At 62.9% G+C, this 15,544-nt stretch carries 15 protein-coding genes; 12 read left to right on the forward strand and 3 right to left on the reverse strand.

Going from position 1 to position 15,544, the window contains the following annotated elements:
* Positions 1 to 64: 64 nt before the first annotated feature.
* The 12 genes from JJB74_RS02385 (at position 65) to gloA (ending at position 12,038) form a co-directional block, all read left to right on the forward strand.
* Positions 65 to 400: a hypothetical protein gene (locus JJB74_RS02385; protein ID WP_200590215.1), complete on the forward strand. Its 336-nt coding sequence runs from the start codon at positions 65 to 67 to the stop codon at positions 398 to 400.
* A gap of 62 nt (positions 401 to 462) precedes the next feature.
* Positions 463 to 1,800, forward strand: a complete 1,338-nt coding sequence (miaB, locus tag JJB74_RS02390) for a tRNA (N6-isopentenyl adenosine(37)-C2)-methylthiotransferase MiaB (protein ID WP_200590216.1) — start codon at positions 463 to 465, stop codon at positions 1,798 to 1,800.
* Between the two features lie 21 nt (positions 1,801 to 1,821).
* Positions 1,822 to 2,844 carry a PhoH family protein gene (locus tag JJB74_RS02395; RefSeq protein ID WP_234483528.1) on the forward strand — a complete coding sequence of 341 codons (1,023 nt, stop codon included), beginning with the start codon at positions 1,822 to 1,824 and terminating at the stop codon, positions 2,842 to 2,844.
* 2 nt (positions 2,845 to 2,846) lie between these two features.
* Positions 2,847 to 3,314 (forward strand): rRNA maturation RNase YbeY, encoded by a 468-nt coding sequence (gene ybeY, locus JJB74_RS02400; RefSeq protein ID WP_200590217.1) that lies wholly within the window; start codon positions 2,847 to 2,849, stop codon positions 3,312 to 3,314.
* A gap of 215 nt (positions 3,315 to 3,529) precedes the next feature.
* Entirely contained in the window at positions 3,530 to 4,417 is an 888-nt protein-coding gene (locus JJB74_RS02405) for an HlyC/CorC family transporter (RefSeq protein WP_200590218.1), read from the forward strand.
* A 97-nt stretch (positions 4,418 to 4,514) separates the two neighbouring features.
* Complete coding sequence (gene lnt, locus JJB74_RS02410; protein ID WP_200590219.1) at positions 4,515 to 6,065, forward strand: apolipoprotein N-acyltransferase; 1,551 nt, start codon at positions 4,515 to 4,517, stop codon at positions 6,063 to 6,065.
* Between the two features lie 246 nt (positions 6,066 to 6,311).
* Positions 6,312 to 7,223 (forward strand): glycine--tRNA ligase subunit alpha, encoded by a 912-nt coding sequence (glyQ, locus tag JJB74_RS02415; RefSeq protein ID WP_200590220.1) that lies wholly within the window; start codon positions 6,312 to 6,314, stop codon positions 7,221 to 7,223.
* A gap of 18 nt (positions 7,224 to 7,241) precedes the next feature.
* A complete protein-coding gene (gene glyS / locus JJB74_RS02420; RefSeq protein WP_200590221.1) occupies positions 7,242 to 9,338 on the forward strand; it encodes a glycine--tRNA ligase subunit beta in 2,097 nt (698 codons plus the stop codon).
* A gap of 10 nt (positions 9,339 to 9,348) precedes the next feature.
* A complete protein-coding gene (gmhB, locus tag JJB74_RS02425) occupies positions 9,349 to 9,942 on the forward strand; it encodes a D-glycero-beta-D-manno-heptose 1,7-bisphosphate 7-phosphatase (protein WP_200590222.1) in 594 nt (197 codons plus the stop codon).
* Positions 9,943 to 9,961: 19 nt separating this feature from the next.
* Positions 9,962 to 10,720 (forward strand): lysophospholipid acyltransferase family protein, encoded by a 759-nt coding sequence (locus JJB74_RS02430; protein ID WP_200590731.1) that lies wholly within the window; start codon positions 9,962 to 9,964, stop codon positions 10,718 to 10,720.
* Between the two features lie 15 nt (positions 10,721 to 10,735).
* Positions 10,736 to 11,524: a M48 family metallopeptidase gene (locus JJB74_RS02435; protein WP_200590223.1), complete on the forward strand. Its 789-nt coding sequence runs from the start codon at positions 10,736 to 10,738 to the stop codon at positions 11,522 to 11,524.
* Between the two features lie 100 nt (positions 11,525 to 11,624).
* Positions 11,625 to 12,038, forward strand: a complete 414-nt coding sequence (gene gloA, locus JJB74_RS02440; protein WP_200590224.1) for a lactoylglutathione lyase — start codon at positions 11,625 to 11,627, stop codon at positions 12,036 to 12,038.
* A gap of 90 nt (positions 12,039 to 12,128) precedes the next feature.
* Here the strand turns inward: gloA and corA are convergent, their stop codons facing one another.
* The 3 genes from corA to mtgA all read right to left on the reverse strand — a co-directional run bounded on the left by corA (position 12,129) and on the right by mtgA (position 15,543).
* On the reverse strand, positions 12,129 to 13,094 hold the full coding sequence (gene corA / locus JJB74_RS02445; RefSeq protein WP_200590225.1) for a magnesium/cobalt transporter CorA: 966 nt from the start codon (positions 13,092 to 13,094) through the stop codon (positions 12,129 to 12,131).
* A 383-nt stretch (positions 13,095 to 13,477) separates the two neighbouring features.
* Positions 13,478 to 14,488 carry a serine hydrolase gene (locus JJB74_RS02450; RefSeq protein WP_200590226.1) on the reverse strand — a complete coding sequence of 337 codons (1,011 nt, stop codon included), beginning with the start codon at positions 14,486 to 14,488 and terminating at the stop codon, positions 13,478 to 13,480.
* A gap of 365 nt (positions 14,489 to 14,853) precedes the next feature.
* On the reverse strand, positions 14,854 to 15,543 hold the full coding sequence (gene mtgA / locus JJB74_RS02455) for a monofunctional biosynthetic peptidoglycan transglycosylase (RefSeq protein WP_200590227.1): 690 nt from the start codon (positions 15,541 to 15,543) through the stop codon (positions 14,854 to 14,856).
* Between the last annotated feature and the right edge of the window lies 1 nt (position 15,544).

Below are 15,544 nucleotides of genomic sequence, written 5' to 3' on the forward strand. Positions count from 1 at the left end.
GTAGCGCGGCATTGCCGCTGTGCTTGCGGTAAACTGCGCGGTTTTACGTTTTCCTTAAACCACCATGCGCGCACACCGCATTCTGCCCGGCATCGCGCTTGCCGCGGCGCTGTTTTCCTGCCTGCCAGCGCAAGCCATGGAGCGCATGTTCCCGAATACGGCCAAGCGCGGCACGCTGTCCACCGTCGACTATCCGACCATGCGCATGGACGGCGCGGTGCGCAAGTTCGCGCCAGGCGCGTGGATCCGCAATCAGTTCAACACCGTGGACGTGCCGGCCAGCCTGGGTGGACGGGAATTCACCGTCAACTACACCGAAAATCCGCAGGGCGACATCGACCGCGTCTGGATCCTGACGCCCGAAGAAGCCACGAAGCCTGCGCCGGCCCAAAGCCGCTGACCACGCGCCCCATACGCACTACAAGCCCCATACGCCCCATACGCCCTACAGGCAAAGACGCCATGCAAAAGAAAGTATTCATCAAGACCTTTGGCTGCCAGATGAACGAGTACGACTCGGACAAGATGGCCGACGTGCTCGGCGCGGCCGAAGGCTATGTCAAGACCGACACGCCGGAAGATGCCGACGTCATCCTGTTCAACACCTGCTCGGTACGCGAGAAGGCCGCCGAGAAAGTGTTTTCCGACCTCGGCCGCGTGCGCGAACTGAAGCGCGACAAGCCGGGCTTGGTGATCGGCGTCGGCGGCTGCGTCGCGTCGCAGGAAGGCGAGGCCATCATCCGCCGTGCGCCGTATGTCGACGTGGTGTTCGGCCCGCAGACGCTGCACCGCCTGCCCGACATGCTGCAGCAGCGCCGTGCCAGCGGCAAACCGCAGGTCGACATCAGCTTTCCGGAAATCGAGAAGTTCGACCATCTGCCGCCGGCGCGCGTGGAAGGCGCGAGCGCTTTCGTATCGATCATGGAAGGCTGCTCGAAGTACTGCAGCTATTGCGTGGTGCCCTACACCCGCGGCGAGGAAGTCTCGCGCCGCTTCGAGGATGTGCTGGCCGAGGTCGCCGGCCTGGCCGAACAGGGCGTAAAGGAAATCACGCTCCTGGGCCAGAACGTCAATGCCTACCGTGGCGCGATGGAAGATGGCGAGATCGCCGACTTTGCGCTCCTGATCGAATACATCGCCGAGTTCGAAGGCATAGAACGCATCCGCTACGTGACCAGCCATCCGAAGGAAATGAGTCAGCGCTTGATCGATGTCTATGCGAAAGTTCCGAAGCTGGTGAATCATCTTTACCTGCCGGTGCAGCATGGCTCGGACCGGATCCTGGCGGCGATGAAGCGCGGCTACACCGTGCTGGAATACAAGTCCATCATCCGTCGCCTGCGCGCGGTGCGGCCCGATATTGCGATCTCATCCGACTTCATCGTCGGCTTTCCGGGAGAGACCGATGCGGATTTCGAAGCGATGATGAAACTGATTGCCGACGTCGGCTACGACCACAGCTTTTCCTACATCTTCAGCCCCCGCCCCGGCACGCCGGCGGCCAATCTGCCCGACGATACGCCGCATGAAGTCAAGCTCGCGCGACTGCAGCATCTGCAATCGGTAATCAATGAAAACGGCCGCCGCTACATCGCCAGCCTGCTCGGCACGACGCAGCGCATCCTGGTCGAAGGTCCTTCGAAGAAGGATGCCAACGAATACCAGGGCCGCACCGAGAGCAATCGCGTGGTGAACTTCAACGGCGGCCCGAACGGCGCGCGCCTCGTCGGCCAGCTCGTCGACGTGCGCATCACCCATGCTTTCGCCAATTCGCTGCGCGGCGACATCGTCGTGCAGTAGCCCACCAGGAACTCTTTCGATTTGAAAACCAAAACCCCGATGCAGGCGCTGCATTTCGAACCGCAGCCCGTGGACAACAACCGGCTCGCCAACCTTTGCGGACCGATGGATGAGAACCTGCGCCAGATCTCGGCCGCGCTCGATGTGACGCTGTTTCGCCGCGGCGAGAAGTTCATCGTCTCGGGCGCCAATGCCGAGCGCGCGGTCGACATGCTGCAAAAGTTCTATGCGGCGGCCGACAAGCCGGTCTCGATCGAGAATGTGCAGCTGGCCCTGGTCGAGCAGCGCGCCGGCCTGGCGCAGGACAAGGAAAAGCCGGCCATCCTCGCGCGCAAGACCGCGTCCGAAGAACTCGAGCCGGTGGAAAGCCCGGTGCTGAAAACCCGGCGCAGCGATCTGCGCGGCCGCACGCCGCATCAGAACCATTACCTGAAGCACATCCTCGAACATGACGTGACCTTCGGCATCGGCCCGGCCGGCACTGGCAAGACCTATCTCGCCGTGGCCTGCGCGGTCGATGCGCTCGAGCGCGACGCGGTCAAGCGCATCGTGCTGACCCGTCCCGCGGTGGAAGCCGGCGAACGCCTGGGCTTTCTGCCGGGCGACCTGGCGCAGAAGGTCGATCCGTATCTGCGTCCGCTGTACGACGCGCTGTACGACCTGATGGGCTTCGACCGCGTGCAGAAGATGTTCGAGAAGCAGGCCATCGAGATCGCGCCGCTGGCCTACATGCGCGGCCGCACGCTCAACCATGCCTTCATCATCCTCGACGAAGCGCAGAACACCACGCCCGAGCAGATGAAGATGCTGCTGACGCGCATCGGCTTCGGCAGCAAGGCGGTGATTACCGGCGACGTGACGCAGATCGATCTGCAGCGCAACCAGAAATCCGGTCTGGTCGATGCGATGCGGGTGCTGGACGACGTGCGCGGCATTGCCTTCACCCATTTCACCAGCGCCGACGTGGTGCGTCATCCGCTGGTGGCGCGCATCGTGGATGCCTATGAAGCCGCGGGCGACGGCGGCAACGCGCCGCGTTCCTGACGATGGCGGCCAAACCCAAGCTGACGCTGTCGGTGCAGTTCGCCGATCCGCGCCTGAAGGACGAGCTGCCCCGTGCCGACATCCGGCGCTGGGCGCAGGCCGCGCTGTTTGCGCCGGCCGAGCTGGCGATCCGCTTCGTCGATGCCGACGAAGGCCGGACGCTGAACCGCGAATACCGCGGCAAGGACTATGCGACCAATGTGCTGACCTTCGCCTATACCGAGGACGAGGACGCTGAAACGACGCAGGCTGACATCATCCTGTGCACCGATGTGCTGCAGCGCGAAGCCGCCGAGCAGGAAATCACGGTGCGCTCGCATGCGGCGCACCTGATCGTGCATGGCGTGCTGCATGCGCAGGGCTATGACCACGAGGATGACGAGGAAGCTGCCGAGATGGAAGGATTGGAAACCGAGATCCTGGCCGGGCTTGGCATTGCCGATCCGTATCGGGAAAGATCCGGGAATTAGCGCGCGGATCGCCGGTCTATCGTAGGGTAGGCGAAGCCCACGCGGTTGTGCGACTGCCGCGTGGGCTTCGCCCACCCTACGGGTCCCTGCTTCGCCCGCGCGCCAGCACCCATGGGTCAAGTGCGTGTGCAGAACAATCCCGGCAAGCCCGTTTTCCGGAACCCTTATGGCTTTGTTGTATCCTAACCCCCTTCGAAACAACGGCATCTCGCCAAATGCAAGACTACCCTAGTAGCGCCAGAAACCCTGACGCCAAGCCTCACCGGTCACTGCTGGAACGCCTGACCGCTCTCATCTCCCCCGAACCCGAGAACCGCGCCGAACTGCTGGAAATCCTGCATGAAGCGCATGAACGCAACCTGATCGACGCCGATGCGCTGTCCATGATCGAGGGTGTGTTCCAGGTTTCCGACCTGTCCGCGCGCGACATCATGGTGCCGCGCTCCCAGATGGACACGGTCGACATTTCCAAGCCGATCGAGGAATGGATGCCGATGGTGCTGGAAACCGCGCACTCGCGCTTCCCGGCCATCGATGGCGAACGCGACCGCGTCGCCGGCATCCTGCTGGCGAAAGACCTGCTGCGCTATTACGCCGAAGAAAGCTTCGATTTGCGCGGCGCACTGCGCCCGGCGGTGTTCATCCCGGAATCGAAGCGCCTGAACGTGCTCCTGCGCGACTTCCGCGCCAACCGCAACCACATGGCCATCGTCGTCGATGAATACGGCGGCGTGGCCGGGCTGATCACCATCGAGGACGTGCTCGAGCAGATCGTCGGCGACATCGAGGATGAATACGACTACGACGAGGAAGAGGACAACGTCCTGCAGCTGAAGGAAGGTCCGAACGGCCCGCGCTGGCGTGTCAAGGCGCTGACCGAGATCGAGCAGTTCAACGAATGCCTCGGCACCCATCTCGCCGACGGCGATGTCGACACCATAGGCGGCCTGGTCGCTGGCCATCTCGGCCGCATGCCGCGCAAGGGTGAAGTCTTCGAACTCGACGGTTTGCGCTTCGAAGTGCTGCGCGCCGATGCGCGCCAGCTGCATGTGCTGCTGGTGGAAAAGCTGCAGCCGGCGCGGGAAGACGAAGCGCTGGCCTGATGCCGCTGCCTTTGCCATGCGCACGCGCCCGGCCGTTCCGGGCGCGCTGCTTTTTCCGTCCCATTGAACCCACCCAATTTTCCTGAACCTGCCGCGGATGCTTTCCGATTCCAAGTCCCCTGCCCTGTCGTCCTGGGCCCTGTCACGCTTCGCGCCGCTGGCGGCCCTGCTGGCCGGCATCGCCGCGGTCGCCGGCTTCGCGCCGCTCGGCTGGTGGCCGCTTGAGATCGCCAGCCTGGCACTCTTGTCGTGGCTGGTATCGCAGCAAGTCTCGGCTGTGCGCAGCGCGCTCGTTGGCTGGTGCTTCAGCTTCGGCTGGATGGCCGCCGGCGTGTACTGGCTCTACATCAGCATGCACGACTATGGCGGCATGCCGGCCCTGATGGCCGCGGCCGCGGTCGCGCTGCTGGCGGCCTGGATGGCGGCCTATGCCGCGCTGGCGATGTGGCTGGCCACGCGGCTGCGGCTGCGCCTGTCGGCCTCCACCGCGACGGCGCTGCTGCTCATCCATCCGCCGCTGTGGATGCTCGGCGAATGGCTGCGCGGCTGGATCGCGACCGGCTTTCCGTGGCTGGCGTCCGGTTATGCGCATACGGGCAGCCCGCTGGCCGGCTATGCGCCGCTGGTCGGTGTCTACGGCATCGGCTGGCTGGCGATGCTCGTGGCCGGATGTCTGGCATTGGCAGCGATGCGGCGGCCGCGCGCGCTGATCCTCGGCGCGGTCTTGCTCATCGCCGGTCTGCCGCTGGCACGCATTGCCTGGACCGAGCCGCAGGGCAAACCGATCTCGGTGCGTCTGCTGCAGGGCAATGTGCCACAGGAGATGAAGTTCAATCCGGAACAGGTGCCAGCCAGCCTCGCGCTGTACCGCGAAATGATCACCGAGGCCCGGGCCGATCTGATCGCCACGCCGGAAACGGCGATGCCCATCCTCGCGCAGCAATTGCCGCCCGATTACCTCGAGTCGCTGACTTCCTTCCTGCATGACTCGAAGAGCCACCTGGTGCTCGGCGTGCCGGTGTCCGACGGTCCGAATCGCTACGCCAACAGCGCGCTCGGCTTCGGCCCCGACAGCGGCAACCATGCCTGGCGCTACGACAAGCATCATCTCGTGCCCTTCGGCGAATTCATTCCGCCCGGCGCCCGCTGGTTCGTCGACATGATGAACATCCCGCTGGGCGACTTCACCCGCGGCGACAAGCTGCAGCCGCCGTTCGAAGCATCCGGGCAATGGATCATGCCGAACATCTGCTACGAGGACTTGTTCGGCGAGGAGATCGCGGACCAGATCGCGGCCGCGCATTTCGCGAAGAAGCCTGAGCCGACGATGCTGCTCAACATGTCCAACATCGCCTGGTTCGGCGACTCGATCGCGCTGCCGCAGCATCTGCAGATTTCGCAGATGCGCGCGCTGGAGCTGCGCCGGCCGATGCTGCGCGCCACCAATACCGGCGCCACCGCGGTCATCGATGCGCGCGGACAGGTGCAGGCCGAACTCAAGCCCTTCACCCGCGGCACGCTGGCGGCGTCGGTGCAGGGCATGCATGGCTTGACGCCCTATATCGTGATGGGCAACGCGCTGCCGGTGACGGCGGCGCTGCTTCTGCTTGGCGGGATGTGGCTGGCGGGGAGAAGAAAGCCTGCGTAGCCTGCGTAGGTTGGGCTGACAAGCCCAACATCAGCCGTCGATGCTGCGCTTGCGTTGGGCTTGTCAGCCCAACCTACAAAAGCCGCATGGGCCTCACGGGGTAACGCAGCTCACACGTTCATGGTCGACCAAGCAAGCCGCGTGGGCTGCGCCCACCCTGCGAGCATCATGCTTTGTTAGAATCCCGGGTTTGTTCCAAATCTTTCCCATTCCCCTTTCGGCCCGCTCACGCGGCGCGAAACCACGATGCTCACATTTCAACAAGTCATTCTGAAGCTGCAGGAATACTGGGACCGCCAGGGCTGCGCGCTGCTGCAGCCCTACGACATGGAAGTCGGCGCCGGCACCTCGCATACCGCGACCTTCCTGCGCGCGATCGGCCCGGAACCCTGGCGCGCGGCCTATGTGCAACCGTCGCGCCGCCCCAAGGATGGCCGCTACGGCGAAAACCCGAACCGCATGCAGCACTACTACCAGTACCAGGTGGTCTTGAAGCCCGCGCCGGAAAACATCCTCGACCTCTATCTCGGCTCGCTCGAAGCGCTGGGATTGAATCTGAAGCAGAACGATGTGCGCTTCGTTGAGGACGACTGGGAAAACCCGACGCTGGGCGCCTGGGGCCTGGGCTGGGAAGTGTGGTTGAACGGCATGGAAGTGACCCAGTTCACCTACTTCCAGCAGGTCGGCGGCCTCGATTGCAAGCCGGTGCTCGGCGAAATCACTTACGGCATCGAGCGCCTGGCGATGTATCTGCAGGGCGTGGAAAACGTCTACGACCTGGTATGGACCGAGTGGGAAGAAAACGGCGTGAAGAAGTCGCTTTCCTACGGCGACGTGTTCCACCAGAACGAGGTCGAGCAATCGACCTACAACTTCGAGCATTCCAACACCGAGTTCCTGTTCTCGCTGTTTGGCAATTACGAATCCGAAGCCAAGCGCCTGCTGGCCGTGCCGGTGACGCTGCCGGCCTACGAAATGATCCTGAAGGCGGCGCATACCTTCAACCTGCTGGATGCGCGCGGCGCAATCTCGGTGACCGAGCGCGCCGCCTATATTGGCCGCATCCGCAACCTGTCGCGCGCGGTGGCCCAGGCCTATTTCGAATCGCGCGAGAAACTCGGCTTCCCGATGTGCGGCGACAACCGCGCCCCCGCCTGACATCACCGCATGAGCACAATGAACCAGACCCTACTCGTCGAACTCCTAACCGAAGAACTGCCGCCGAAGGCGCTCGATCGCCTGGGCGCGGCCTTTGCCGCCGGCATCTTCGAAGGCCTGAAATCGCGCGGCTTTCTCGAAGACGGCGCCATTGCCACCGCCTATGCCACGCCGCGCCGCCTGGCTGTCTCCATCACCCCGGTGCGCGCCGGCTCGCCGGACAAGACCGTGCGCGAGAAAGTGCTGCCGGTCACCGTGGCGCTGGATGCTGAAGGCAAGCCGACCGCGCCGCTGATGAAGAAGCTCGCGGCGCTGGCCAGGTCGGCCAATGTGCCGGAGATCGCGATCGATACGCTTGAGCGCGCCGCCGACGGCAAGAATGAAAGCCTGTTCTACAGCTATATCGCGCCGGGTGCGCCGCTGTCGGCCGGGCTGCAGGATGCGCTGACCGAGACGGTCGCGAAACTGCCAATTCCGAAGGTGATGAGCTACCAGCGTCCGGATGGCGAGACCGTGCACTTCGTGCGCCCGGTCCACAAGCTCATCGCGCTGCACGGTTCGCAGGTCGTGCCGGTATCGCTGCTCGGCCTGGAAGCATCGAACGTCACGCTGGGCCATCGCTTCCTATCGCAGGGCGAGCTGACGATTGCCAATGCCGACGCCTATGCCGCCACGCTGGAAACCGAAGGCCGCGTGATCGCGTCCATCGCCGATCGCAAGCAGCGCATTCGCGCTCAGCTGCAGGCCAAGGCCGAGGGCGACCGGATCCTGATGCCCGAAGCGCTGCTCGATGAAGTCAATGCGCTGGTCGAATGGCCTGTGGTGTATGCCTGCCAGTTCGAAGATGCCTTCCTGTCGGTGCCGCAGGAATGCCTGATCCTGACGATGCAGACCAACCAGAAATACTTCGCGCTCACCGATGCATCGGGCCGGCTGCGCTCGCGCTTCCTGATCGTCTCGAATATCGAGACCGATGACCCGTCGCACATCATCGGCGGCAACGAGCGCGTGGTGCGCCCGCGCCTGTCGGATGCGAAGTTCTTTTTCGAGCAGGACAAGAAGCGCCGTCTGGTGGATCGCATGCCGGGTCTGTCCAACGTGGTCTATCACAACAAGCTCGGCAGCCAGGGCGAGCGCACCGGCCGCATCACGGTGCTGGCCATGCGCATTGCGAAGATGCTCGACGCGGATGCCACGCTGGCCGAACGCGGCGCGATGCTGGCCAAGACCGACCTCCTGACCGACATGGTCGGCGAGTTCCCGGAGCTGCAGGGCATCATGGGCACTTACTATGCCCGCCACGACGGCGAGCCGGAAGAAGTGGCGCTGGCCATCTCCGAGCATTACCAGCCGCGCTTCGCCGGCGATGCGTTGCCGTCGACGATGACCGGCACCGTCGTCGCGCTGGCCGACAAGCTCGAAACCCTGGTCGGCATCTGGGGCATCGGTCTCGCCCCCACCGGCGACCGCGACCCGTTCGCGCTGCGCCGCCATGCGCTGGGCATCCTGCGCATGCTGGTGGAGAAGCGCCTGCCGCTGGCAATTCCGGCGCTGCTGTTGGAAACCGCGACGCTGTTCGCCGGCAATGCCAACTTCAAGGATCCGACCGCTGAGGTCACGACCTTCCTGTACGAACGCCTGCGCGGCCTGCTGCGCGAGCGCGGCTACAGCGGCAACGAAGTCGAGGCGGTGGTGGCGCAGCAGCCCGAGGTGCTGGACAACATCGTCGAACGATTGAACGCGGTGCAGGCCTTCGCGGCGCTGCCGGAAGCCGAAGCACTGGCCGCGGCCAACAAGCGTATCGGCAACATCCTGAAGAAGACGGATGAGGTCAGCGCCACGGTCAAGCCCGAACTGCTGGTCGAGGCCGCCGAGAAGACGCTGCATGCCGCGATGACGAACCTGAAGTCCGAGATCGACGCCGCCTGGGCGAAGGGCGACTTCACCGGCACGCTGCGCGCGCTGGCTGGTTTGCGCGACGCGGTCGACGCCTTCTTCAATGACGTGATGGTGATGGCCGAAGATGTCGCGCTGCGCAACAACCGCATTGCCCTGCTATCCGAACTGCACGGCATGATGAATCGCGTGGCCGACATCTCGAAGCTGGCGGCCTGAGCGAGTGCGCATGAAACTGATCATTCTCGATCGCGACGGCGTCATCAACCAGGATTCGGACGAGTTCATCAAGTCGCCGGATGAATGGATAGCCATTCCCGGCTCGCTGGAAGCGATCGCGCGCCTGAACCAGGCCGGCTACCGCGTCGTGGTCGCCACCAACCAGTCGGGCGTGGCACGCGGCCTGTTCGATATCGTCACGCTCAACGCAATCCATCAGAAGCTGCACAGCGAGGCACAACGGGTCGGTGCCGACATCGATGCGATTTTCTTCTGCCCGCACGCGGCCGATGACAATTGCGACTGCCGCAAGCCCAAGCCCGGCATGCTGCATACGATCGCCAAGCGCCTCAACGTCAGCCTGAAGGGCGTGCCCTGCGTCGGCGATTCGCTGCGCGACCTGCAGGCCGGGTACGGTCCCGGCTGCGTGCCCTATCTGGTATTGACCGGCAAGGGCGAGCGCACCCGCGAGAAAGGCGGCCTGCCGCCGGGCACGCTGGTGTATCCGGATTTGGCAGGCGTGGTCGATGCGCTGCTGGCGCAACCGCCGAAGGAAGCCGAAGAGCTGCCGTCGCAAAAGGAAGGCAGGCGCAGAAATGCCTAGGTCGAAAACCGGAGTCATGATGTCCCGTCCCATCCTGTTCCTGCGCTCGCTGCTGTTCATGATCCTGATGGCGATCGCCACCGGCATCTGGGCGCCGCTGTGCTTTCTGTCCGCGCCGCTGCCGTATCGCCAGCGCTACTGGTGGACGCGGCGCTGGAATGTGTTCGTGATCTGGTCCGCGCGCGTCGTCTGCGGCATCCGCTACCAGATACGCGGCATGGAAAACCTGCCGGATGCGCCGGTCGTCCTGCTGTCCAAGCACCAGTCGACCTGGGAAACGATCTTCTACCTGAACGTCATGCCCAGGCCGCTGGTGTATGTGTTCAAGAAGTCGCTGATGTACATCCCCTTCTTCGGCTGGGGGATTGCGCTGTTGCGCATGATTCCGATCGACCGCAGCAAGGGCCGCGATGCGATGGCGCAGATCGTCGCGCACGGCCGCAAGCGCCTGGCCAACGGCCAGTGGATCATCATGTTCCCGGAGGGCACGCGCATCCCGGTGGGCCAGAAGGGCAAGTACAAGGTCGGCGGCACGCGCCTGGCGGTGGAAACGCAGACGCCGGTGGTGCCGATCGCGATGAATTCCGGCGACTGCTGGCCGCGCAACAGCTTCATCAAGACACCGGGCGTGATCACGGTGTCGATCGGCAAGCCGATCGCGCCGGATGGCATGACGGCGCAGGAATTGATGGAAAGGGTCGAGGCCTGGATCGAAGGCGAGATGCGTGTCATCGCGCCCTGGGACTATCGCCGCGAGCGCAAGGTCCCGGCGGCCTGAGCCCGCGCATCGGCCATGAGCGCGCCCTCCTCGTCCACGCTGCCGCTGGAAGCCGTGCCCAAGGGCGGGCTGCTGGCCGGCAGCCTGCGCCGGCTGCAGCTGCGGCAGGCGATCCTCGAATACACCCTGCGCCGCAGCAAGCGCAGGACCATCGGCTTTCTGATCAACGAGCACGGCCTGCGCGTGACCGCGCCGCGCTGGGTTACGCTGGCCGATATCGAAAGCGCGATCCGCGACAAGGAAGCCTGGATCCTGTCCAAGCTGGCCCTGCGGCGCGAGCGCGTGGCGCAGGCGCAAGCCGAGCAGATGCGCTGGGAAGACGGCGCGCAGTTGCCCTATCTCGGCGGCATGCTGACGCTGCGCCTCTTTGCCGCCCGGCGCGCCGCGGTCAGCCATGATGCGGATGCAGCCGAGTTGGCGCTGCATCTGCCCGAGGGCGCGACCGAGGAAAAGATGAAGTCGCTGGTGAAGGCCTGGCTGCAGGAGCAGGCACGGCACTGCTACGCCGCGCGCCTGCCGGTGTTTGCCGAACGGCTCGGCGTGTCGTATCGCGCATTCACGCTGACCTCGGCCAAGACCCAGTGGGGCTCCTGCACGTCCGCCGGCATGATCCGGCTGCACTGGCGGCTGATGCATTTCGCGCCCGAGCATATCGACTACGTGATCGCGCACGAGCTGGCGCATCTGATCGAAATGAATCACAGCCCGCGCTTCTGGGCGGTGGTGGCCTCGGTGTTTCCGGATCATGCGGCATCACGCCGGGTATTGCGCGAACATGGATTGACGACGCTGCCGCCGCTTTGAGCGCTTTGCGCGCGAGCATGCATGTTGCTGTTGCGCTTCCTGCAAGCCGCTACCGGCGCGGCTACAATCGTGGCTTTCCGTTTCAACCACAGGGAACATCATGCGCATACTGCACACCATGTTGCGGGTCGGCGACCTGCAGCGCTCCATCGATTTCTATTCCAACGTGCTGGGCATGAAGCTGCTGCGCACCAGCGACAACCCCGAATACAAGTACAAGCTCGCCTTCATGGGTTACGGCAGCAATCCCGAGCATGCCGAGCTCGAGCTGACCTACAACTACGGCGTGGACAAGTACGACATGGGCACCGCCTACGGCCATATCGCCATCGGCGTGGACGATGCGAAGAAGGCCTGCGACGCGGCCCGCACCAAGGGCGGCAACGTCACGCGCGAGCCGGGCCCGGTCAAGGGCGGCAGCACCGTGATCGCGTTTCTGACCGACCCGGATGGCTACAAGGTGGAATTGATCGAGCGGCCGGAAGCGAGCTCGGGGCTGCACAAGAAGGCGTAAGGCATCCGATGACGCGTAGGTTGGGCTGACAAGCCCAACATCAGGCGTCTGCGGCCCGCGAGCATGTTGGGCTTCCTTCGTCAGCCCAACCTACTTCAACCACCCGCGCTTTCGGAAGTACCAGAACGGCGCGATCGCGCTGCCCACCATCAGGGCCAGCGCAAACGGATAGCCGAGGTCCCAGTTCAGCTCCGGCAGGATCTTGAAGTTCATGCCGTAAATGCTCGCGATCAGCGTCGGCGGCAGGAAGGCGACCGAGGCCACTGAGAAGATCTTGATGATCTTGTTCTGGTTGATGTTGATGAAGCCGACGGTGGCATCCATCAGGAAGTTGATCTTGTCGAACAGGAAGGCGGTGTGGTTGTCCAGCGATTCGATGTCGCGCAGGATCTGCCGCGCCTCCTCGAACTGGTCGGCATTCAGAAGCCGGCCGCGCATCAGGAAGCTGACCGCGCGCCGGGTATCCATCATGTTGCGACGGATGCGGCCATTCAGGTCTTCCTCCTGCGCAATCGCATTCAATGAGGCCGCCGCGTCCTGGTCGGTGAATTCCTTCTGCAGCACGCTGCGGCTCACGTCCTCCAGGCTCTTGTAGATGCCTTCGAGCGCATCGGCTGAATACTCGGCGTCGGTGGCGTACAAATCCAGCAGCACATCCTTGTAGTCATTGATCGAGCCGGGCCGCGAGCGCGCGCGCAGCCGCACCAGGCGGAATACCGGCAGATCGTCGTTGTGCACCGAGAACAGCATGTTGCGCGCCAGGATGAAGGCCACCGTGACGACCCGCGCCGGGCCTTCGTCATCGTCGAGCAGGAAGTCGGTGCGCAGGTGCAGGTCGCCGTTTTCAGCTTCGTAATAGCGCGCCGAGGCTTCGATATCCTTGACCTCGTCCTCGCCCGGCAAGTGCACGCCATAGATGCTGCGCACCCATTCCCGTTCTTCCTCGTTCGGGTCGGTCAGATCGACCCAGACCGGGCTGGCTTGCACCAGATCTTCCCGAGTATCGACATTCACCTGGGAGAGCCTGCCGCCCTGCAGCGCAAATACATTGATCATTCGGACTCCGCGCCGCAGCGCTGGCATGCGGCATAGCCCGCGCTGCCGGGCATCGCGGGATTCGACTGTATTCGGGAACGCGGCCGGATCGGCCAGGAATCTGCGCACCCACCATTGATTTTCAGGATGGCGAGATGCGCGTGCGGAAGGAACGCTTATCTCGCCGTGGCGCCATGTTGCGATGGCTGCGTGTCTCTTGAAGGACTACCCAAGACGGGTCTCCGGCGGAAAAAAACAGGGGCAAGTGTACTGAGAAGCTTTGCGGCAGGCAAGGTAAAACGGGAGGGAAAGGCGAGATGACGCAATGGTCTCGACCTTCACTAGTGAGGCAGCCTGAAGTGCTGATAAAGGCTTAGTCAAAGCGGGCGGAAACTGCTATTGCCTCATTTAGCAGGTGCAGTTCCGAAATGCCGTTTGATTGCCAACAGTGCATCCTTGATGGCACCGTTGAAATCACCAGAGATTTCCGCCATACCGGCATCGGGACCATTCCAGTTGACCGCAAAGGCAAAGGTTACGGTAACGCCGTCGCATGGAATCATCTGACCCGCGTAACACAAGACATGAAACTCCATCCAGCTAGCGTTGCCACGCTTGCCATAAATCGAGGTTTCAGGAAGATCGGCGAAAAAGATATTGCCATCGGCATGAACGCGCTTGAATTCGCTGACAGTTGATGCATTCGAAAAAAATTCTCCGCGCAGCACGCGCTTGTAATAAGAGACGAGTTCTTTCATCGTGCTGACAATCGAGACCTGATCATTGTCTACTGGACGTGGCGTGCCGGGCAGGACGCCTTGCAAAAGGCTTTTTATGCCCTCCCAGCCGATATCCACTCCTGGCGGTGCTCCTGCCGCATAAGACTCAAAGATACGTATGGAGTCAGGAATCCGCGTTGAAAGCAGTCCTGCGGACGTGAGAAAGGCGCGCACGTGCTCAGCGCCAACCATTTTCATGGCCGCATCCGTAGCAGTGTTGTCGCTGTACGCGATCATGGCATCAAGCACACTGCGCAATTGCACGCTTCCAGCGAGGTTGATGAACACCGGGCTACCGTTGACACGAATCTCGTCATTGATATCGACAAGCTGCATGTATGTCAGTCGCCCGGCTTCCACATCTTGCAAGCATTTGGCAACGATGAAGGTTTTGAAAGCGCTGCCTATCACAGTCTCGCGGTCAGCAAGATGCTCCATGGCCCATGCCTGCTGACTCGGCGTCGACACGATATCGATGCTGTAAACGGGGGTGCCAGGCAAATTGAGAAAACGCGCCACGGCATCCATGAATTCCCTTCCCAGCAGTAATTCACCGGCCTGACTGCTGCCGCAGCCGCCCGCGCTCAGCGTGGCCGCTGCACCAGCTATGGAATAAAAAAAATCCCTGCGTTTCATGCAGACCCCCCAGGCGTGTTCAAACCAATACTCTCTCGGCACAAACCTTGAACAAGGAAGAATCAAATAAGAGTCGCGGATCCGGCTCAACGCGCGTTCGTTCCAGGATGCTTCATGCTTGTACACGACTGGAATACGGAGAACGGGCTGGGGCCTTTTCGATATACGCATCAACAACAAAATGTGTTGCTTCGTGGCGTAGGACCTAAGTGGAGTGGCGCGAGAAATTGTTCAGTAAATAAGAAAAGAAAGGGCACTGCACGCGCAGGTCGGCTTGCCACATCGTCTAAATCTTCCGGGCGTAGAAATCGTTGCCTGGTGTGTCGCCATTTCAGACTCCTAACTAGACACACTGCGAATGCTGCTCAAGGCAGCGCCGCTGCCCCCATCCGACGCAGAATCACCGCCGTCCTGCGCGCCAGATAAGGTGAAGCCCGATGCGTATCGAAATACCTCGGATTGGGCAGCATCACTGCCAGCCGCGCGGCTTGCGGCGCGGACAGGCTGGATGCGGAAGCACCATAGTAATGCCGCGCCGCCGCCTCGGCGCCGAAGACGCCATTGCCCCACTCGACCACGTTCAGATAGATCTCGAGGATGCGCTCCTTGTCCATCCAGTACTCGAGCATGTAGGCAATCACCACTTCCTGTCCCTTGCGCAAGTAATTGCGCGAGCCGGACAGGAACAGATTCTTCGCCAGTTGCTGGGTGATGGTGGAACCGCCGGCGACAACCTTCCCCTTCTTCGTGTTTTTCTCGTAAGCCTTTTCCAGCGCATCCCAATCCACGCCTTCATGATCGGCGAAGTTGGCATCCTCGGACGCGATGATGGCGCGCTTCAGGTTGCCCGAGATGCGTTCGTAATCGACCCACTGGAATTGCAGCTGCGCCTTCGGATTGGTATCGCGCAGCGCGGAGAGCTGCTGGCGCATGAAGGCGGTGGACGTGGGATTGTGGTCGACCCACCACCAGATCTGCGCGCAGTAATACAGCTGCAGGCACAGGATCGCTGCGACCGGCAGGAGCACCAGCCAGAAAAGCAGACGGCGCAGCATG

The sequence above is a fragment of the Noviherbaspirillum pedocola genome, from assembly GCF_016632335.1.
In the GTDB taxonomy this organism is placed as follows: domain Bacteria; phylum Pseudomonadota; class Gammaproteobacteria; order Burkholderiales; family Burkholderiaceae_D; genus Noviherbaspirillum_A; species Noviherbaspirillum_A pedocola.

Bases quoted from the DNA above. Each gene is read 5' to 3' on its own strand.
- JJB74_RS02430 (WP_200590731.1), top strand. From the start codon at position 9,962: ATGTCCCGTCCCATCCTGTTCCTGCGCTCGCTGCTGTTCATGATCCTG.
- gmhB (WP_200590222.1), top strand. From the start codon at position 9,349: ATGAAACTGATCATTCTCGATCGCGACGGCGTCATCAACCAGGATTCG.
- corA (WP_200590225.1), bottom strand. From the start codon at position 13,094: ATGATCAATGTATTTGCGCTGCAGGGCGGCAGGCTCTCCCAGGTGAAT.
- glyS (WP_200590221.1), top strand. From the start codon at position 7,242: ATGAACCAGACCCTACTCGTCGAACTCCTAACCGAAGAACTGCCGCCG.
- JJB74_RS02435 (WP_200590223.1), top strand. From the start codon at position 10,736: ATGAGCGCGCCCTCCTCGTCCACGCTGCCGCTGGAAGCCGTGCCCAAG.
- miaB (WP_200590216.1), top strand. From the start codon at position 463: ATGCAAAAGAAAGTATTCATCAAGACCTTTGGCTGCCAGATGAACGAG.
- JJB74_RS02405 (WP_200590218.1), top strand. From the start codon at position 3,530: ATGCAAGACTACCCTAGTAGCGCCAGAAACCCTGACGCCAAGCCTCAC.
- glyQ (WP_200590220.1), top strand. From the start codon at position 6,312: ATGCTCACATTTCAACAAGTCATTCTGAAGCTGCAGGAATACTGGGAC.
- ybeY (WP_200590217.1), top strand. From the start codon at position 2,847: ATGGCGGCCAAACCCAAGCTGACGCTGTCGGTGCAGTTCGCCGATCCG.
- lnt (WP_200590219.1), top strand. From the start codon at position 4,515: ATGCTTTCCGATTCCAAGTCCCCTGCCCTGTCGTCCTGGGCCCTGTCA.
- JJB74_RS02385 (WP_200590215.1), top strand. From the start codon at position 65: ATGCGCGCACACCGCATTCTGCCCGGCATCGCGCTTGCCGCGGCGCTG.
- JJB74_RS02450 (WP_200590226.1), bottom strand. From the start codon at position 14,488: ATGAAACGCAGGGATTTTTTTTATTCCATAGCTGGTGCAGCGGCCACG.
- gloA (WP_200590224.1), top strand. From the start codon at position 11,625: ATGCGCATACTGCACACCATGTTGCGGGTCGGCGACCTGCAGCGCTCC.
- mtgA (WP_200590227.1), bottom strand. From the start codon at position 15,543: ATGCTGCGCCGTCTGCTTTTCTGGCTGGTGCTCCTGCCGGTCGCAGCG.